At 60.0% G+C, this 18,818-nt stretch carries 15 protein-coding genes; 11 read left to right on the forward strand and 4 right to left on the reverse strand.

What is annotated here, in order from left to right:
• Positions 1-50 precede the first annotated feature (50 nt).
• Positions 51-1,565, forward strand: a complete 1,515-nt coding sequence (locus D109_RS0113170) for an ABC transporter substrate-binding protein (protein WP_017477310.1) — start codon at positions 51-53, stop codon at positions 1,563-1,565.
• Between the two features lie 140 nt (positions 1,566-1,705).
• Here D109_RS0113170 and D109_RS0113175 read toward each other — a convergent pair whose 3' ends face one another.
• From D109_RS0113175 to D109_RS0113190, 4 genes are all read right to left on the reverse strand, one after another.
• On the reverse strand, positions 1,706-2,446 hold the full coding sequence (locus tag D109_RS0113175) for a YciK family oxidoreductase (protein ID WP_003218829.1): 741 nt from the start codon (positions 2,444-2,446) through the stop codon (positions 1,706-1,708).
• Positions 2,447-2,645: 199 nt separating this feature from the next.
• A complete protein-coding gene (gene mupP / locus D109_RS0113180; RefSeq protein WP_026077938.1) occupies positions 2,646-3,317 on the reverse strand; it encodes an N-acetylmuramic acid 6-phosphate phosphatase MupP in 672 nt (223 codons plus the stop codon).
• Between the two features lie 4 nt (positions 3,318-3,321).
• A complete protein-coding gene (ubiG, locus tag D109_RS0113185) occupies positions 3,322-4,020 on the reverse strand; it encodes a bifunctional 2-polyprenyl-6-hydroxyphenol methylase/3-demethylubiquinol 3-O-methyltransferase UbiG (protein ID WP_017477312.1) in 699 nt (232 codons plus the stop codon).
• Positions 4,021-4,083: 63 nt separating this feature from the next.
• Positions 4,084-5,415 carry a TRZ/ATZ family hydrolase gene (locus D109_RS0113190; RefSeq protein WP_017477313.1) on the reverse strand — a complete coding sequence of 444 codons (1,332 nt, stop codon included), beginning with the start codon at positions 5,413-5,415 and terminating at the stop codon, positions 4,084-4,086.
• Positions 5,416-5,523: 108 nt separating this feature from the next.
• Between D109_RS0113190 and mtnA the strand changes: the two genes are divergently transcribed.
• The 10 genes from mtnA (at position 5,524) to D109_RS0113240 (ending at position 18,623) form a co-directional block, all read left to right on the forward strand.
• Positions 5,524-6,600, forward strand: a complete 1,077-nt coding sequence (gene mtnA, locus D109_RS0113195) for an S-methyl-5-thioribose-1-phosphate isomerase (protein WP_017477314.1) — start codon at positions 5,524-5,526, stop codon at positions 6,598-6,600.
• 302 nt (positions 6,601-6,902) lie between these two features.
• Positions 6,903-9,566, forward strand: a complete 2,664-nt coding sequence (gene gyrA, locus D109_RS0113200; RefSeq protein ID WP_017477315.1) for a DNA gyrase subunit A — start codon at positions 6,903-6,905, stop codon at positions 9,564-9,566.
• Positions 9,567-9,676: 110 nt separating this feature from the next.
• Positions 9,677-10,762, forward strand: coding sequence for a 3-phosphoserine/phosphohydroxythreonine transaminase (serC, locus tag D109_RS0113205; RefSeq protein WP_026077939.1), 1,086 nt, complete (start codon positions 9,677-9,679; stop codon positions 10,760-10,762).
• On the forward strand, positions 10,762-11,856 hold the full coding sequence (pheA, locus tag D109_RS0113210; protein WP_017477317.1) for a prephenate dehydratase: 1,095 nt from the start codon (positions 10,762-10,764) through the stop codon (positions 11,854-11,856). Before serC ends, pheA begins: the two co-directional genes overlap by 1 nt.
• Before the next feature lie 9 nt (positions 11,857-11,865).
• A complete protein-coding gene (gene hisC, locus D109_RS0113215) occupies positions 11,866-12,978 on the forward strand; it encodes a histidinol-phosphate transaminase (protein WP_017477318.1) in 1,113 nt (370 codons plus the stop codon).
• Positions 12,979-13,006: 28 nt separating this feature from the next.
• Positions 13,007-15,217 carry a bifunctional prephenate dehydrogenase/3-phosphoshikimate 1-carboxyvinyltransferase gene (locus D109_RS0113220; protein ID WP_017477319.1) on the forward strand — a complete coding sequence of 737 codons (2,211 nt, stop codon included), beginning with the start codon at positions 13,007-13,009 and terminating at the stop codon, positions 15,215-15,217.
• The gene (gene cmk / locus D109_RS0113225) at positions 15,214-15,903 is read left to right on the forward strand and encodes a (d)CMP kinase (RefSeq protein WP_003172653.1); all 690 of its coding nucleotides are present in this window, start codon (positions 15,214-15,216) and stop codon (positions 15,901-15,903) included. The genes D109_RS0113220 and cmk overlap by 4 nt, the downstream gene beginning before the upstream one ends.
• A gap of 119 nt (positions 15,904-16,022) precedes the next feature.
• Complete coding sequence (gene rpsA / locus D109_RS0113230; protein WP_003218806.1) at positions 16,023-17,717, forward strand: 30S ribosomal protein S1; 1,695 nt, start codon at positions 16,023-16,025, stop codon at positions 17,715-17,717.
• Positions 17,718-18,056: 339 nt separating this feature from the next.
• Positions 18,057-18,353, forward strand: coding sequence for an integration host factor subunit beta (ihfB, locus tag D109_RS0113235; RefSeq protein ID WP_003218804.1), 297 nt, complete (start codon positions 18,057-18,059; stop codon positions 18,351-18,353).
• A 24-nt stretch (positions 18,354-18,377) separates the two neighbouring features.
• The gene (locus tag D109_RS0113240; RefSeq protein WP_017477320.1) at positions 18,378-18,623 is read left to right on the forward strand and encodes a LapA family protein; all 246 of its coding nucleotides are present in this window, start codon (positions 18,378-18,380) and stop codon (positions 18,621-18,623) included.
• Positions 18,624-18,818: the final 195 nt, after the last annotated feature.

Genomic DNA, 18,818 nt, shown 5'->3' on the forward strand with positions numbered 1-18,818 from the left:
CCCTTCCTGCCGATCATGAACAACCGCCGTTATAGACAAGGAGTTATGACATGCAATCCCGTCACTTGAAGTTGCTCGCCGCCGCCACACTCACCGCGTGGTCGCTGACCGCCGGTATCGCCCACGCGGCCGGTGTACTCACCATCGGTTGCCGCGAAGACAGCACCACCTTTGACCCGATCAAAAGCGCGCAGAACCGCGACACCTGGGTGTTCGCCAACGTCTACGACACCCTGGTGCGCGTGGACAACCTGGGCACCAAGATGGAACCGGGGCTGGCCGAAAGCTGGGACATTTCCAAGGACGGCCTGACGTACACCTTCAAACTGCGGGCTGCGAAGTTCTCGGATGGCTCGCCGATCACTGCTGACGACGCCGCCTTCAGCCTGTTGCGCATTCGCGACAACAAGGCCTCGCTGTGGAGCGACCCGTTCAGCCTGATCAACACCGCCAAGGCTGCTGATCCGCAGACGCTGGTCGTGACCTTGAAAACCCCGGCGGTCGCCTTCCTCTCGCAACTCGCTTCGCCGACGGTGTCGATCCTGTCGGAAAAAGCCATGACCAAGATGGGAGAAGACGCCTACTCGGAAAACCCGGTGACCTCCGGCGCGTTTACCGTGGACGAGTGGCGCAAGGGCGATCGGGTGATCCTGAAGAAGAACCCGAACTTCTGGCAGGCCAGTCACGTGAGCCTGGATGGCGTGGAGTGGGTGTCGGTCACTGACGACAACACGCGCATGCGCATGGTGCAGAACAACGAGCTGGACACGGCGATCTTCGTCCCGTTTTCCCGGGTTGAAGAGCTGAAAAAAGACAAGAACGTGGTAGTCCACTCGGACCCGTCGACCCGTGAAGATCACCTGTTGATCAACCACGCCCACGGCCTGCTGGCCAAGCCGGAAGTGCGTCAGGCGCTGGACATGGCCATCGATAAACAATCGCTGGTGAAAACCGCCACCTTCGGCCAAGGCACCGTGGCTTATTCCTACATTCCCAAAGGCTCGCTGTACCACTACGCCAACAACCTGCAACGCCCGTATGACCCGACCGAAGCCAAGAAACTGCTGGCTGCTGCCGGCGCCCAGGACTTGAAGTTGAACTACGTGGTCAACGCCGGCAACGAAGCCGACGAGCAGATTGCGGTGATGATCAAGGATCAGTTGGCCAAGGTCGGCGTAACGGCCAACCTGCAAAAGGTCGACCCGACCCAAAGCTGGCAGATGCTGGTGGACGGTGATTACGATATTTCGGTGATGTACTGGACCAACGACATCCTCGACCCGGACCAGAAGACCACCTTCGTACTGGGCCACGACACCAACCAGAACTACATGACTCGCTACAAGAACGACAAGGTCAAGGACCTGGTGGCGGCCGCACGGATCGAGGCGGATCCGGTCAAGCGTGAGCAGATGTATGTGGACCTGCAGAAAATGGCGAAACAGGATGTGAACTGGATCGACCTGTACTACAGCCCGTACATCAACATCTCACGCAAGAATGTGAGCAACTTCCTGCAAAACCCGCTGGGGCGCTTCACCCTTGAGGAAGTGGTGAAGAACTAAATTCTAGAGAGCACCGCACTACAAATGTGGGAGCGGGCTTGCTCGCGAAGGCGGAGTGTCAGTCAACAGAGATATCGACTGATCCACCGCCTTCGCGAGCAAGCCCGCTCCCACATTAGGTTGCGCTGTGTTCCAGATAGTTATTGCGCGTCAAACGCCTGCCCATTGATGCCCGTACTGTCCGGCCCCATCAGGTACAGGTACACCGGCATGATTTCTTCCGGTGTCGGGTTATCGGTCGGGTTCTCCCCTGGATACGCCTGGGCCCGCATGCTGGTGCGGGTGGCGCCCGGGTTAATGCTGTTGGCACGCACCGGTGCGACGTTGTCCAGCTCGTCCGCCAGGGTTTGCATCAGGCCTTCGGTGGCAAACTTCGACACCCCGTACGCCCCCCAATAAGCCCGGCCCTTGCGGCCCACGCTGCTGGAAGTGAACACCACCGACGCATCCTGGGACAGCTTGAGCAGCGGCAACAGCGTGCTGGTCAGCATGAACATCGCGTTGACGTTCACGTGCATCACCCGCATGAAATTCTCACCGGACAACTGCTCGATGGGCGTACGCGGGCCGATGATCGAGGCGTTGTGCAGCAGGCCGTCGAGGTGGCCGAATTCCTTTTCGATCATAGCTGCCAGCTCATCGTATTGATGGGGCAGGGCGGTCTCCAGGTTGAACGGGATCACCACCGGCTGTGGCTGGCCGGCGGCTTCGATTTCGTCATACACCTGGGCCAGGTTGGCTTCGGTCTTGCCCAGCAGCAGCACGGTGGCGCCGTGGGCCGCATAGGTTTTTGCCGCTGCGGCACCGATTCCGCGACCGGCGCCGGTGACCAGGATGACCCGGCCCTTGAGCAGTTCTGGACGTGCGGAGTAATCAAACATAAACAACCTCGACAAAGTTCACAGAAAATCCATGTGATTGATTGCGGCTAAGGCTGGCTAAGGCTGGCTAAGGCTTCTGTGGCGAGGGAGCTTGCTCCCGTTGGGTTGCGAAGCAGCCCCAGCATTTTGCGACTGCTGCGCAGTCGAACGGGAGCAAGCTCCCTCGCCACAACGTTGCATCAACCTCAGGCAGTCCCGATCAGCAGCTGCACAGCGCGCTATCCAGCACTTTGCGCAATTCCAGCGGGTGATCCACCACCACGTCGGCGCCCCAGTTGCGCGGGTTGTCGTCCGGGTGGATATAGCCGTAGGTGACCGCCGCGGTGCGGGTGCCGGCGTCGCGGCCCGATTCGATGTCCCGCAGGTCATCACCTACAAACAGCACGCTGGCCGGGTCCAGGTTGAGCATCTTGCACGCCAGGATCAACGGCTCCGGGTCCGGCTTGCTGTTCTTTACATGGTCCGGGCAGATCAGCAGCGCCGAGCGCTCCGCCAGGCCCAGTTGCTGCATGATCGGTTCGGCAAAGCGCAGTGGCTTGTTGGTGACCACGCCCCAGATCAGCTTGGATTTCTCGATATCCACCAGCAGCTCTTCCATGCCCTCGAACAACTTGCTGTGGATCGCGCAGCCCTTGAGGTAACGCTCCAGGAATTCCTGGCGCAGCTCTTCAAAGCCTGGGGACTCGGGGTCCATGGAAAAGGTCACGGCGACCATCGCCCGGGCGCCGCCGGAGATTTCATCGCGGATGTGCTGGTCGTTCATCGGCGCCAGGCCGCGGTCAGCCCGCATGGCCTGGCAGATGGCGATAAAGTCCGGCGCGGTGTCCAGCAGGGTACCGTCCATGTCGAAAAGAACCGCTCGCAACTTCACAGGCTTACTCCTCGCGCAGGGTCTGGATCATGTAGTTGACGTCAACGTCGCTGGCCAGCTTGTAGTGCTTGGTCAGCGGGTTGTAGGTCAGGCCGATGATGTCCTTGACGGTCAGCCCGGCCTGGCGGCTCCAGGCCCCCAGCTCGGAAGGGCGGATGAATTTCTTGAAGTCATGGGTGCCGCGAGGCAGCAGCTTCATGATGTATTCGGCACCGATGATCGCGAACAGGTAGGCCTTCGGATTGCGGTTGATGGTGGAGAAGAACACCTGGCCACCGGGCTTGACCATGCGGAAGCAGGCGCGGATCACCGAGGATGGGTCCGGCACGTGCTCGAGCATTTCCAGGCAGGTGACCACGTCGAACTGCCCGGGCATCTCTTCGGCCAGCTCTTCGGCGGTGATCTGCCGGTATTCAACGCTCACGCCGGATTCCAGCTGATGCAACTGGGCCACGGCCAAGGGGGCTTCGCCCATGTCGATACCCATCACGGTGGCGCCGCGCTGGGCCATGGATTCGCTGAGAATGCCGCCGCCGCAACCCACATCCAGTACCTTCTTGCCGGCCAGGTTGACGCGTTCGTCAATCCAGTTGACCCGCAGCGGGTTGATGTCGTGCAGGGGTTTGAACTCGCTTTCGCGGTCCCACCAGCGATGGGCGAGGGCTTCGAATTTGGCGATTTCAGCGTGGTCGACGTTGCTCATGGGGAATCCTCTAAATCTGATAAAACGTTTTGCCGGCCCTGGCATGCGCCGCCAGGGTGGGCGTTATTCGCTGTGTCCGCTGATGCGCTGGCCCCAGGCGATGGCCGTGGCGCACACCTGTTGTTCATCCAGGCGGGTCAGTTGCCGGTCGTCGAGCAATTGCTTGCCGCCGACCCAAAGGTGTTTCACACAATCGCGCCCGGTGGCATATATAAGCTGTGAGACCGGATCGTAGATCGGTTGTTGCGCCAGGCCCGACAGGTCGAAGGCCACGATATCCGCGGCCTTGCCGACTTCCAGCGAGCCGATTTCACTTTCCAGGCCCATCGCCCGGGCGCCGTTGAGGGTGGCCATGCGCAAGGCGCGATGGGCATCCAGGGCGGTGGCCGAGCCGGCGACGGCCTTGGCCAGCAACGCGGCGGTGCGGGTTTCGCCCAGCAGGTCGAGGTCATTGTTACTGGCGGCGCCGTCGGTGCCTACTGCCACATTGACGCCGGCTTGCCACAGGCGTTCCACCGGGCAGAAGCCGCTGGCCAGTTTCAGGTTGGATTCCGGGCAGTGGATCACGCTGGTGTTACTTTCTACCAGCAAAGCCAGGTCGTCATCACTGATTTGGGTCATGTGCACGGCCTGGAAGCGCGGCCCCAGCAAACCCAGGCGGCCAAGCCGTGCCAGCGGGCGTTCACCGCGCTGTTCAACGGACTGCTGCACTTCGAAGGCGGTTTCATGCACGTGCATGTGGATCGAGGCGTCGAGCTCCTCGGCGATCATGCGGATTTTTTCCAGGTTTTCATCGCAGACGGTGTACGGCGCGTGGGGGCCGAAGGTGATTTTGATCCGTGGGTGATGCTTGAGGTCGCCGAACAGTTCGACGCCCTGGCGAATTGCCTCGTCGGCGTCAGCGGCACCGGGAATCGGGAAATCCAGGATCGGGATGGCGATTTGCGCACGGATGCCTGCGTTGTGCACGCGTTCACTGGCGACTTTCGGGAAGAAGTACATGTCCGAGAAACACGTGATGCCGCCTTTGATCTGCTCGGCGATCGCCAGGTCAGTGCCGTCGCGCACGAAGGCTTCGTCGACCCACTTGGCCTCGGCGGGCCAGATATGGTTTTCCAGCCAGGTCATCAGCGGCAGGTCGTCGGCCAGGCCGCGAAACAGCGTCATGGCCGCGTGGCCGTGGGCGTTGATCAGGCCAGGGCTGAGCAGCATGCCCGGCAGTTCGCGCACTTCGGTCGCGGCAAGCTTCAGGGCCGCGGCGCGTGGGCCGATAAACGCAATACGCCCGTCACGAATGCCCAGGCCGTGCTCCTTGAGCACTACGCCGGCAGGCTCGACAGGTACCAGCCAGGTGGGCAGCAGCAATAAGTCGAGCGGGGCGGCAGTCGGTGTCATCGAGGGCAGTTTCCCAAGCATCTATAAAGAACGGCGAAGTATACCCGAGCGTCCTGGCTGGCGGATCGCTATAATCGGCGGCTTTTGTTCATGAGTGCGGGGTGAGGGATGCGCGATCGACTGTTGGCTGCGGAGAAAGTGAAGGCCATCGACTGGCGTGATGGCGCACTGTACCTGCTCGATCAGCGTGTTTTGCCAGCTGCGCAAACCTGGGTCGCCTGTACCAGTGCGGCGCAAGTGGCCGAGGCCATTCGCTTGATGGTGGTGCGCGGTGCACCGGCCATTGGCATCAGTGCGGCATATGGCCTGGTGCTGGCCGCTCGCGCTCATATCGCCGAGGGCGACGACTGGCAGGCTGCCTGGGAGGAGGGCTACGCATTGCTGGCGGATACCCGTCCGACGGCGTCGAATCTTTTCTGGGCCATGAAGCGCATGCGTGACTGCCTCGATCGCCTCAAGAAACACGCCGATCCACTGGCGGTACTGGAAGCCGAGGCGGTAGCGATTCACCAAAGTGATCGCGAAGCCAACCTGACCATGGCGCAGCTGGGTGTTGAGCTGATCCGCAAGCACCAGGGCAACGTCCAGGCGATCCTGACCCATGGCAATGCAGGCGCGCTGGCTACGGGCGGCGTGGGTACGGCCCTCGGCGTGATTCGCGGGGCGTTCCTGGAAGGCATGGTGGAGCGGGTCTACGCCAACGAAACCCGGCCCTGGCTGCAAGGCTCGCGGCTGACGGCCTGGGAGTTGGCCAATGAGGGCATCCCTGTCACCGTGAATGCCGATTCGGCCGGCGCGCATATTCTCAAGACCAAGGGCGTGACCTGGGTGATCGTCGGTGCCGACTGTATTGCGGCCAATGGTGACGTGGTCAGCAAGATCGGCACCTATCAGCTGGCGGTGTGCGCCATGCACCACGGCGTGCGCTTCATGGTGGTGGCAGCCAGCTCCACCATCGACCTGATGGCGGCCAGTGGTGATGACGTGCCGCTTGAAGAGCGCGACGCCCGGGAGCTGCTGGAAGTCGGCGGCACCCGTGTAGCCGCCGATGTAGACGCCTTCAATCCGGTATTTGACGTGACGCCAGCGGACCTGATTGATGTGATCGTCACTGAAAAAGGCATCGTCGAACGCCCGGACACGGCGAAGATGGCGCAATTGATGTGTCGTAAACGCCTGCATTAAGGCAATTCGCCTCCAAAAAACATCCGGGATCCAGTTCTAAGCCCCTCTCGTCGCCGTCAAGCCTGTCATCCGTCAACTTACTATGCTCCATGCGCATCAGGGGGATAGGTGCGTGGCGGCGATTGTGATAACATCCGGCGGTTTCCAGGGTCACCCCAAGGGGTAACCTTTAATGCGCAGATCCGTGTCATAACTCGTTGATTTGTCGTAAGTCGTTGCCAGGCATCATGCCGGCAGCGGCGAGCTTCGTTCGTCCCATAGGATGTGACGAGGTTTCACCCGAAAAAGGAATCAGGCTTCTCATGGGCGAACTGGCCAAAGAAATCCTCCCGGTCAATATCGAAGACGAGCTGAAACAGTCCTACCTCGACTACGCGATGAGCGTAATTGTCGGTCGGGCACTGCCTGATGCGCGCGATGGCTTGAAGCCCGTGCACAGGCGTGTGCTGTTCGCGATGAGCGAGCTGGGTAACGACTGGAACAAGCCGTACAAGAAATCTGCCCGTGTTGTCGGTGACGTGATCGGTAAGTATCACCCTCACGGCGACACTGCGGTGTACGACACCATCGTTCGGATGGCCCAGCCGTTTTCCCTGCGCTACCTGCTGGTAGACGGCCAGGGCAACTTCGGTTCGGTCGACGGCGACAACGCTGCGGCCATGCGATACACCGAAGTGCGCATGACCAAGCTGGCGCACGAGCTGCTGGCTGACCTGCACAAGGAAACCGTGGACTGGGTGCCGAACTACGACGGCACCGAAATGATCCCTGCGGTCATGCCGACCCGTATTCCCAACCTGTTGGTCAACGGCTCCAGCGGTATCGCCGTGGGCATGGCCACCAACATCCCGCCACACAACCTCGGTGAAGTGATCGACGGTTGCCTGGCCCTCATCGACAACCCTGAGCTGACCGTCGATGAGCTTATGCAATACATCCCCGGTCCGGACTTCCCGACTGCCGCGATCATCAACGGTCGTGCCGGCATCATCGAAGCCTACCGCACCGGTCGTGGCCGCATTTACATGCGCGCTCGCTCGATCATTGAAGACATCGACAAGGTCGGTGGCCGTCAGCAGATCGTCATCACCGAACTGCCTTACCAGCTGAACAAGGCGCGTCTGATCGAGAAGATCGCCGAGCTGGTTAAAGAGAAGAAACTGGAAGGCATCACCGAACTGCGCGACGAGTCTGACAAAGACGGTATGCGCGTGGTGATCGAGCTGCGTCGTGGCGAAGTACCTGAGGTGATCCTCAACAACCTCTACGCCCAGACCCAGCTGCAAAGCGTGTTTGGTATCAACGTGGTTGCGCTGATCGACGGCCGCCCGCGCATCCTGAACCTCAAGGATCTGCTGGAAGCCTTCGTGCGTCACCGCCGCGAAGTGGTGACCCGCCGTACCGTGTTCGAACTGCGCAAGGCCCGTGAACGCGGCCACATCCTGGAAGGCCAGGCGGTTGCGTTGTCGAACATCGACCCGGTTATCGCCCTGATCAAGGCCTCGCCGACCCCGTCGGAAGCCAAGGAAGCCCTGATCAAGATGCCGTGGGAATCCAGCGCCGTAGTGGCGATGGTTGAACGTGCCGGTGCCGATTCGTGCCGTCCGGAGACCCTGGATCCACAGTACGGCCTGCGCGACGGCAAGTATTTCCTGTCCCCGGAACAGGCCCAGGCCATTCTGGAACTGCGTCTGCACCGTCTGACCGGCCTGGAGCACGAGAAGCTGCTGGCCGAGTACCAGGAGATTCTCAACCAGATCGGCGAGCTGATCCGCATCCTCAACAGCGCCGTGCGCCTGATGGAAGTGATCCGCGAAGAACTGGAAGTGATCCGCGCCGAATACGGCGATGTGCGCCGCACCGAGATTCTCGATGCCCGTCTCGACTTGACCCTGGGTGACATGATCCCGGAAGAAGATCGCGTCGTGACCATCTCCCACGGCGGCTATGCCAAGACCCAGCCGTTGGCTGCGTACCAGGCCCAGCGTCGTGGCGGTAAAGGCAAGTCGGCTACCGGCGTCAAGGATGAGGACTACATCGCTCACCTGCTGGTTGCCAACAGCCACACCACGCTGCTGCTGTTCTCCAGCAAGGGCAAGGTGTACTGGCTGAAAACCTACGAAATTCCGGAAGCGTCTCGCGCCGCCCGTGGTCGTCCGTTGGTCAACCTGCTGCCGCTGGACAGTGATGAATACATCACCACCATGTTGCCGGTGGACGAATACACCGAAGGTCACTTCATCTTCATGGCCACCGCCAAGGGCACCGTGAAGAAGACCCCGCTGGAATCCTTCAGCCGTCAACGCAGCGTGGGCCTGATCGCCCTCGAACTGGACGAAGGCGACGTATTGATCAGCGCGGCCATCACCGACGGCGAGCGTGAAGTCATGCTGTTCTCCGACGGCGGCAAGGTCACGCGCTTCAAGGAATCCGACGTTCGCGCCATGGGCCGTACCGCCCGCGGTGTGCGCGGCATGCGTCTGCCGGAAGGGCAGAAGCTGATTTCGATGCTGATTCCGGAAGAAGGCAGCGAGATCCTCACCGCTTCCGAGCGTGGTTATGGCAAGCGCACCGCTATCAGCGAGTTCCCGGAGTACAAGCGTGGTGGCCAGGGCGTTATCGCCATGGTCAGCAACGACCGCAATGGCCGCCTGGTCGGCGCGGTCCAGGTGCTCGACGGCGAGGAAATCATGCTGATTTCCGACCAGGGCACCCTGGTACGTACTCGGGTTGATGAAGTGTCGAGCCTGGGGCGTAACACCCAGGGCGTGACCTTGATCAAGCTGGCCAAGGACGAAAAACTGGTCGGCCTTGAGCGTGTCCAGGAGCCATCGGAAGTCGAAGGCGAGGAGCTGGAAGGCGAAGAGGGGATTGCGCTCGAGGGGCAAGTGATCGGCGATGCCGATGACGGCGTCGACGAGCCAACACTCGACGCTGCCGCAGACGAAGAAGAACCGCAGGAATAAGCGGACACACAGGGGGCGGATGAAGATTCGCCCCCTTGTTGTTTGTCCCTTTTGAAATATTGAAACCCCGATTTATTGCACCACCCCACCAGATCAGAGTGAGATTGGATGTGAGCAAGAGAGCCTATAACTTCTGTGCCGGTCCCGCGGCGCTTCCTGAAGCAGTCCTGCAGCGCGCGCAGGGTGAACTCCTCGACTGGCATGGAAAAGGCCTCTCCGTGATGGAAATGAGCCATCGCAGCGATGAGTTCGTGTCCATCGCCACCAAGGCCGAGCAGGATATGCGCGACTTGCTGGACATCCCGTCTGACTACAAAGTGTTGTTCCTGCAAGGCGGCGCGAGCCAGCAGTTCGCCCAGATCCCGCTGAACCTGCTGCCGGAAAGTGGCACTGCCGACTATATCGATACCGGTATCTGGGGGCAGAAGGCCATCGAAGAGGCCTCCCGTTACGGTCGCGTCAATGTGGCGGGCACTGCCAAGCCTTACGACTACTTCGCCATTCCTGGTCAGAACGAATGGAAGCTGTCGAAGGATGCGGCCTACGTTCACTACGTAGCGAACGAAACCATCGGCGGCCTGGAGTTCGACTGGGTGCCGGAAGTGGGTGATGTTCCGCTGGTGTGCGACATGTCCTCGGACATCCTCTCGCGCCCGATCGATGTGTCCAAGTACGGCATGATCTACGCCGGCGCGCAGAAGAACATCGGCCCGAGCGGCATCCTGGTCAACATCGTCCGTGAAGACCTGCTGGGTCGTGCACGTTCGCTGTGCCCGACCATGCTCAACTACAAGGTCGCGGCCGATAACGGCTCGATGTACAACACCCCGCCGGCCTTCGCCTGGTACCTGTCGGGCCTGGTGTTCGAATGGCTGAAAGAGCAGGGCGGCGTGGCTGCCATGGGCAAGCTCAACGAAGAGAAGAAACGTACCCTGTACGACTTCATCGACGCCAGCGACCTGTACAGCAACCCGATCAACCTGACCGACCGCTCGTGGATGAACGTACCGTTCCGTCTGGCTGACGACCGGCTGGACAAGCCATTCCTGGCCGGCGCCGACGAGCGCGGCCTGTTGAACCTCAAGGGCCACCGTTCGGTAGGTGGCATGCGCGCCTCCATCTATAACGCTGTCGATATCCACGCCGTCAAGGCGCTGGTGGCTTACATGGCAGAGTTCGAAAAGGAACACGGCTAATGTCTGAGCAAGAACTCAAGGCCCTGCGCGTACGCATTGACAGCCTGGACGAGAAAGTCCTGGAGCTGATCAGTGAGCGCGCGCGGTGCGCCCAGGAAGTTGCGCGGGTGAAAATGGCGTCCCTGGCTGAAGGCGAAGTGCCGGTTTTCTACCGTCCGGAGCGTGAAGCCCAGGTGCTCAAGCGCGTGATGGAACGCAACAAGGGCCCGTTGGGCAACGAAGAGATGGCGCGGTTGTTCCGTGAAATCATGTCTTCGTGCCTGGCGCTGGAACAGCCGCTGAAAGTGGCTTACCTGGGCCCTGAAGGCACCTTCACCCAAGCGGCAGCCATGAAGCATTTCGGCCACGCGGTGATCAGCAAGCCGATGGCGGCGATTGACGAAGTGTTCCGTGAAGTGGCTGCGGGGGCGGTGAATTTTGGCGTGGTGCCGGTGGAAAACTCCACCGAAGGTGCCGTCAACCACACCCTCGACAGCTTCCTTGAACACGACATGGTGATCTGCGGCGAAGTTGAGCTGCGTATCCACCACCACCTGTTGGTGGGCGAAAGCACCAAGACCGACAGCATCAGCCGCATCTATTCCCACGCCCAGTCCCTGGCCCAGTGCCGCAAGTGGCTGGACGCGCACTACCCGAATGTGGAGCGCGTGGCGGTGTCCAGCAACGCCGAAGCGGCGAAGCGGGTCAAGGGTGAGTGGAATTCGGCGGCCATTGCCGGCGACATGGCCGCTGGCCTGTATGGCCTGACGCGCCTGGCCGAGAAAATCGAGGACCGCCCGGATAACTCCACGCGCTTCCTGATGATCGGCAGCCAGGAAGTGCCGCCGACCGGCGACGACAAGACGTCGATCATCGTTTCCATGAGCAACAAGCCTGGCGCGCTGCATGAGCTGCTGGTGCCGTTCCACGACAACGGGATTGACCTGACGCGAATCGAGACTCGTCCTTCGCGCAGCGGTAAATGGACTTATGTGTTCTTTATCGACTTCGTCGGCCATCACCGCGACCCACTGGTCAAGGGTGTGCTCGAGAAAATCAGTCAGGAAGCCGTGGCACTCAAGGTGCTGGGCTCTTACCCGAAAGCGGTTTTGTGAGGCTTTAACATGAGTGGCAACTTCCTCGCCCTGGCACAGCCGGGCGTGCAACAACTGTCGCCTTACGTTCCGGGCAAGCCTGTGGACGAGCTGGCGCGTGAGTTGAATCTGGATCCGTCGAAGATCGTAAAGCTGGCCAGTAACGAAAATCCGATGGGCCCAAGCCCCAAGGTTTTGGCTGCGATTCGTGATGCGCTGGCTGAACTGACACGGTATCCGGATGGGAACGGTTTTGAACTCAAGTCCTTGTTGGCGGAAAAGTGCCGCGTTGAGCTGAGTCAGGTGACCTTGGGTAACGGCTCCAACGACATTCTGGAGCTGGTCGGCCGTGCCTATCTGGCGCCGGGCCTGAACGCCGTGTTCAGCGAGCATGCGTTTGCGGTCTATCCGATCGTCACTCAGGCCGTTGGTGCCGAGGCGCGCGTGATTCCTGCGAAAGACTGGGGCCATGACCTGCAGGCCATGCTGGCGGCCATCGATGAGCAGACCCGCGTCGTGTTTATCGCCAACCCGAACAATCCGACCGGTACCTGGTTCAGCGCCGAGGTGCTGGACAACTTCCTGCAAGACGTGCCGGAGCACGTGCTGGTAGTGCTGGACGAGGCTTACATCGAGTACGCCGAAGGCAGCGACCTGCCGGATGGCCTGGACTTCCTCGCGGCTTATCCAAACCTGCTGGTCTCGCGTACGTTCTCCAAGGCCTACGGCCTGGCTTCGCTGCGGGTCGGCTATGGCCTGTCCACCCCGGTGGTGGCCGATGTGCTGAACCGCGTCCGCCAGCCATTCAATGTCAACAGCCTCGCGCTGGCGGCGGCTTGCGCCGCGGTGCAGGACGCTGAGTACCTGGAAGAAGGTCGTCGCCTCAACGAAAGCGGCATGCTGCAGTTGCAGGAAGGCTTCCGTGAGTTGGGTCTGGGCTGGATTCCTTCCAAGGGCAACTTCATTTGCGTCGACCTGGGTCAAGTGGCCGCTCCTGTGTTCCAAGGCCTGTTGCGTGAAGGTGTGATCGTGCGTCCGGTGGCCAATTACGGCATGCCGAACCACCTGCGCATCACCATCGGTCTGCCTGCTGAAAACAGCCGCTTCCTCGAGGCGCTGGCCAAGGTTCTGGCTCGTGGTTGATGTCACTGCATTGCAACCTGCTGTGCCTATGATCGGTCGCCTGGTGGTGGTCGGTCTGGGATTGATCGGCGGCTCCTTCGCCAAGGGTCTGCGGGAAAGCGGCCTGTGTGGCGAAGTGGTCGGTGTGGACCTGGACCCGCAGTCGCGCAAGTTGGCGGTGGAGTTGGGTGTGGTGGACCGCTGTGAGGCGGACCTCGCCGTTGCCTGTCAGGGGGCGGATGTCATTCAGTTGGCGGTGCCGATCCTGGCCATGGAGAAGTTGCTGGCGCTGTTGGCTGGTATGGATCTGGGGCAGGCGATCCTGACCGACGTGGGCAGTGCCAAGGGCAATGTGGTGCGTGCGGCGCGGTTGGCCTTTGGTGGCATGCCCGCGCGCTTTGTGCCCGGGCACCCGATTGCCGGGTCCGAGCAGAGTGGGGTAGAGGCGTCCAATGCGCAGCTGTTCCGTCGCCATAAAGTGATTCTGACGCCGCTGGAGGAGACTGATCCTGCGGCATTGGCCGTGGTGGATCGGCTCTGGCGCGAGCTGGGGGCGGATGTCGAGCATATGCAGGTCGAGCGCCACGATGAAGTGTTGGCGGCGACCAGTCACCTGCCGCATTTGCTGGCGTTTGGCCTGGTGGATTCGCTGGCCAAGCGCAACGAGAACCTCGAGATTTTCCGTTACGCCGCCGGTGGTTTTCGCGACTTTACCCGGATCGCCGGCAGTGACCCGGTGATGTGGCACGACATCTTCCTCGCCAACCGCGATGCAGTGTTGCGCACCCTGGATACCTTCCGCAGCGACCTCGACGCCTTGCGCGACGCGGTGGATGCGGGCGACGGGCACCAGTTGTTGGGCGTGTTCACCCGTGCGCGGGTGGCGCGGGAGCATTTCAGCAAGATTCTGGCGCGTCGGGCTTACATGGATGCGGCTGCAAGTGCGGATGACCTGGTGTTTCTCGCCAACCCCGGTGGCCGCTTGAACGGGCAGATTCGGGTGCCTGGGGATAAGTCGATCTCCCATCGCTCAATCATGCTCGGCTCCCTGGCGGACGGTGTCACCGAGGTAGAGGGTTTCCTGGAGGGTGAAGATGCCCTGGCGACCTTGCAGGCGTTTCGCGACATGGGTGTAGTGATTGAAGGCCCGCATCATGGGCGCGTCACCATTCACGGGGTTGGTCTGCATGGCTTGAAGTCGGCGCCAGGTCCGATCTATCTCGGTAACTCCGGCACCTCCATGCGGCTGTTGTCCGGTTTGCTGGCAGCCCAGAGCTTTGACAGTGTGTTGACGGGGGATGCCTCGTTGTCCAAGCGCCCGATGAATCGCGTGGCTAAGCCATTGCGCGAAATGGGCGCGGTGATCGAGACCGGGCCGGAAGGGCGCCCACCGCTTACGATTCGCGGTGGCCAGAAGCTTAAAGGGCTGACCTACGCATTGCCGATGGCCAGTGCTCAGGTTAAATCCTGCCTGTTGCTGGCTGGGTTGTACGCCGACGGTAAAACCTCGATTACCGAGCCGGCGCCGACCCGTGACCATACCGAGCGGATGTTGCGTGGGTTTGGTTATCCGGTGGAGGTGGCGGGTGCTACGGCTTCGGTCGAGTCCGGTCACGCGCTGACCGCAACGCATATCGAAGTGCCGGGGGATATTTCCTCTTCGGCGTTCTTCCTTGTGGCGGCGTCGATTGCCGAAGGCTCCGAGCTATTGCTTGAGCATGTGGGCGTCAATCCGACCCGTACCGGGGTGATCGATATCCTGCGGCTGATGGGTGCGGATATCACCCTGGAAAACCAGCGGGAAGTGGGTGGCGAGCCGGTTGCTGATTTGCGTGTTCGCGCGGCGCCGTTGAAGGGGATCGAGATCCCTGAAGCTCTGGTTCCGCTGGCTATCGATGAGTTCCCGGTGCTGTTCGTGGCTGCGGCGTGCGCCGAAGGCCGGACGGTATTGCGCGGGGCGCAGGAGTTGCGGGTCAAGGAGTCCGACCGGATCCAGGTCATGGCCGACGGTCTGCTCGCCCTGGGCGTGAAGTGTGAACCGACACCTGATGGGATTATCATCGACGGTGGCGTGATAGGCGGCGGCGAAGTCCATGTCCATGGCGATCACCGGATTGCCATGGCCTTCAGCGTGGCCTCCTTGCGAGCGGCTGCGCCGATTCGTATCCATGACTGTGCCAACGTGGCTACGTCTTTTCCGAATTTTCTTACACTGTGTGCCCAAGTCGGCATCCGTGTTGCCCAAGAGGCTCAATTGTGAATATCAAAGCACCGGTGATTACCATCGACGGGCCAAGTGGCTCGGGCAAAGGCACGATCGCCGGCATCCTGGCCAAGCGCCTGGGCTGGTGCCTGCTGGACTCCGGGGCGTTGTACCGCTTGCTGGCCTTTGCTGCACGCAACCATGGCGTCGACCTGACCAACGAAGAGTCGCTGAAGCTGCTGGCTGCGCATCTCGACGTGCAGTTCGTCGGGGCGACGGAAGGTCATCCCCAGCGCATCATCCTGGAAGGGGACGATGTGACCGATGACCTGCGTAACGAACAGGTCGGTTCCTGGGCTTCCCAGGTCGCCGCATTGCCGGCGGTGCGCGACGCTTTGCTGCAGCGCCAGCGGGCTTTCCAGGAGCCGCCGGGTCTGGTGGCCGATGGCCGCGACATGGGCACGGTGGTCTTCCCCGAGGCGCCGCTGAAGATTTTCCTCACGGCCAGCGCCGAGGAGCGAGCCCGCCGCCGTTACTTGCAGTTGAAGGGCAAAGTCGATGGTGTTAGTCTGTCGAGTCTGCTAGATGAGATCCGTGCACGCGATGAGCGTGATACCCAGCGTGCGGTAGCCCCGCTCAAGCCGGCGGCTGACGCTATACAGCTGGATTCCACGGAGTTGTCCATCGAGCAGGTGCTGGAACGCATCTTGAGTGAGATCGCCATTCGCGATATCGCCGGGTGACCAAGAAGGCCGCAGGGGACCAGTCATAGTCCTGTGGTGCTTCTTTTAATTGAAACTGACCCACACCGTCTGGGGTGTGGAGATGGGCGTATTCTTCGCCCTTATCAACAGGAATTAAAATGAGCGAAAGCTTTGCGGAACTCTTTGAAGAAAGCCTAAAAACCCTGAACCTTCAGGCAGGCTCCATCATCACCGGTGTTATCGTTGATATCGATTACCAAGCTCGCTGGGTAACCGTTCACGCTGGTCTGAAGTCTGAAGCTCTGATCCCGCTGGAACAGTTCTACAACGATGCTGGTGACCTGACTATCAATGTCGGTGACGAAGTTCACGTTGCTCTGGACTCGGTTGAAGACGGTTTCGGTGAAACCAAGCTGTCCCGTGAAAAAGCCAAGCGCGCTGAATGCTGGATTGTTCTCGAAGCAGCCTTCGCAGCTGAAGAAGTGGTCAAGGGCGTTATCAACGGTAAGGTTAAAGGCGGCTTCACTGTCGACGTTAACGGCATCCGTGCGTTCCTGCCAGGTTCTTTGGTCGACGTTCGTCCTGTGCGCGACACCACGCACCTGGAAGGCAAAGAACTCGAATTCAAGGTCATCAAGCTCGACCAGAAGCGCAACAACGTTGTCGTTTCCCGTCGCAGCGTCCTGGAAGCAGAGAACTCCGCCGAGCGTGAAGCTCTGCTGGAATCCCTGCAGGAAGGCCAACAAGTCAAAGGTATCGTTAAGAACCTCACCGATTACGGCGCATTCGTCGATCTGGGTGGCGTCGATGGCCTGCTGCACATTACCGACATGGCTTGGAAGCGTATCAAGCATCCATCGGAAATCGTCAACGTTGGCGACGAGATCGATGTCAAGGTTCTGAAGTACGATCGTGAGCGCAACCGTGTCTCCCTGGGCTTGAAGCAGCTGGGCGAAGATCCATGGGTCGCTATCAAAGCTCGTTACCCAGAAAGCACTCGCGTCACCGCGCGTGTTACCAACCTGACCGACTACGGCTGCTTCGCAGAGCTGGAAGAAGGCGTGGAAGGCCTGGTACACGTTTCCGAAATGGACTGGACCAACAAGAACATCCACCCTTCGAAAGTCGTACAAGTCGGCGACGAAGTGGAAGTTATGGTTCTGGACATCGACGAAGAGCGTCGTCGTATCTCCCTCGGCATCAAGCAGTGCAAATCTAACCCATGGGAAGATTTCTCTGGCCAGTTCAACAAGGGCGATAAAATCTCCGGCACCATCAAGTCGATCACCGATTTCGGTATCTTCATTGGTCTGGACGGCGGCATCGACGGCCTGGTTCACCTGTCCGACATCTCCTGGAACGAAGTTGGCGAAGAAGCTGTTCGTCGTTTCAAGAAGGGCGATGAGCTGGACACCGTTATCCTGTCGGTTGACCCAGAGCGCGAGCGCATCTCCCTGGGTATCAAGCAACTGGAAAGCGATCCGTTCTCCGAGTACGTTCAAGAGAACGACAAAGGCGCAATCGTTAAAGGCATCGTGAAGGAAGTTGACGCTAAAGGCGCCATCATCACTCTGGCCGACGATATCGAAGCGACTCTGAAAGCCTCCGAAATCAGCCGTGACCGCGTTGAAGACGCGCGCAACGTTCTGAAAGAAGGCGAAGAAGTAGAAGCCAAGATCATCAGCGTTGACCGCAAGAGCCGCGTAATCCAGCTCTCCATCAAGTCGAAAGACGATGCTGAAGAGAAAGAAGCCATCCAGAGCCTGCGCGACAAGCCAGCTACCTCTGAGCCTTCTGCTGGTCCTACCACTCTGGGCGACCTGCTGCGTGCACAAATGGAAAAGCAGAACTAAGTTCTGTCAGACCATAGAAAAAGGGCGACTTCGGTCGCCCTTTTTTGTGCCTGGGATTTGGTGCTGTGCGCAGCGTCTCCTTGGCGTTCTGCGGCAGGAGCGCTGTCGTCGCGCTGGCAGCGCATTCGCGATTGTAGGCTCTATCTGGCAGTGACCGCGCTGGAGTGGCTCCAGTGAGGCTGAGCGAGAGCTGGCTGTCGTGGGGCACAGTGACAACTCTCTTCGAGTTACACCCCAAGTCTTTGAATATAAGTCAATACATGGGCTGTTCAAATTCCTCCGGTCATGCTAAAACCTTCGAAGCGCTTTTCCTAGCTGCTTGAAAAAGAAGGGAAAAATATGACGAAGTCGGAGTTGATCGAACGAATTGTCACCCATCAAGGGCTGCTCTCATCCAAAGATGTGGAGCTGGCCATCAAGACCATGCTTGAACAGATGTCACAGTGCCTGGCCACCGGCGATCGGATTGAGATTCGTGGGTTTGGTAGCTTTTCGCTGCATTATCGGGCGCCGCGTGTGGGGCGTAATCCGAAGACTGGCCAATCCGTTAGCCTCGATGGCAAGTTCGTGCCTCACTTCAAGCCGGGCAAGGAATTGCGTGACCGGGTGAACGAAGACGAGGAAGAAGGCGTCTGAGTGTTTTTGGGGTAGGAGAAGGTTATGCGTGGGGTTAAGCGCGTTGTGCTGATTCTGGCTATGCTGATTGTTGTGCTGGTGGTGTTGGGATTCGTGCTGGAAAACCAGCAGGGCGTGTCTCTTTCGTTTCTGGGGTTGGTGACCGGGCAGATGCCGGTGTCGGTGTTTGTGGTGCTGGCTCTGATAATCGGAATGCTGCTGGGGCCGCTATTAAGTGTTATCGCTGGTTGGAGTTGGCGAAAAAAGTCGATACCCGCAAGGCGCGGGTAGAGCTTTCATCTGCATCGCAGTGAGCTTGTTAACCGTTCGTCGGACGTTTCTTGTGCGGTATGTATCAGTTGCGTGGAGTGGTCTAACGGGTGGTAAATCCGGTAATACCACTGAATTATATTGTCTCGTTGCTACGAAATTTTCTTTATTGTCCTTCTCGGACGACCATTATCGGGGTTGCCCCCAGCTGTCTAG

This window comes from Pseudomonas sp. PAMC 26793 (assembly GCF_000313235.1).
Classification (GTDB): Bacteria; Pseudomonadota; Gammaproteobacteria; order Pseudomonadales; family Pseudomonadaceae; genus Aquipseudomonas; species Aquipseudomonas yamanorum.

Coding starts and splice junctions, on each gene's coding strand:
- D109_RS0113170 (WP_017477310.1), top strand. CDS start 51: ATGCAATCCCGTCACTTGAAGTTGCTCGCCGCCGCCACACTCACCGCG.
- D109_RS0113175 (WP_003218829.1), bottom strand. CDS start 2,446: ATGTTTGATTACTCCGCACGTCCAGAACTGCTCAAGGGCCGGGTCATC.
- ubiG (WP_017477312.1), bottom strand. CDS start 4,020: ATGAGCAACGTCGACCACGCTGAAATCGCCAAATTCGAAGCCCTCGCC.
- D109_RS0113190 (WP_017477313.1), bottom strand. CDS start 5,415: ATGACACCGACTGCCGCCCCGCTCGACTTATTGCTGCTGCCCACCTGG.
- mtnA (WP_017477314.1), top strand. CDS start 5,524: ATGCGCGATCGACTGTTGGCTGCGGAGAAAGTGAAGGCCATCGACTGG.
- gyrA (WP_017477315.1), top strand. CDS start 6,903: ATGGGCGAACTGGCCAAAGAAATCCTCCCGGTCAATATCGAAGACGAG.
- pheA (WP_017477317.1), top strand. CDS start 10,762: ATGTCTGAGCAAGAACTCAAGGCCCTGCGCGTACGCATTGACAGCCTG.
- hisC (WP_017477318.1), top strand. CDS start 11,866: ATGAGTGGCAACTTCCTCGCCCTGGCACAGCCGGGCGTGCAACAACTG.
- D109_RS0113220 (WP_017477319.1), top strand. CDS start 13,007: ATGATCGGTCGCCTGGTGGTGGTCGGTCTGGGATTGATCGGCGGCTCC.
- rpsA (WP_003218806.1), top strand. CDS start 16,023: ATGAGCGAAAGCTTTGCGGAACTCTTTGAAGAAAGCCTAAAAACCCTG.
- ihfB (WP_003218804.1), top strand. CDS start 18,057: ATGACGAAGTCGGAGTTGATCGAACGAATTGTCACCCATCAAGGGCTG.
- D109_RS0113240 (WP_017477320.1), top strand. CDS start 18,378: ATGCGTGGGGTTAAGCGCGTTGTGCTGATTCTGGCTATGCTGATTGTT.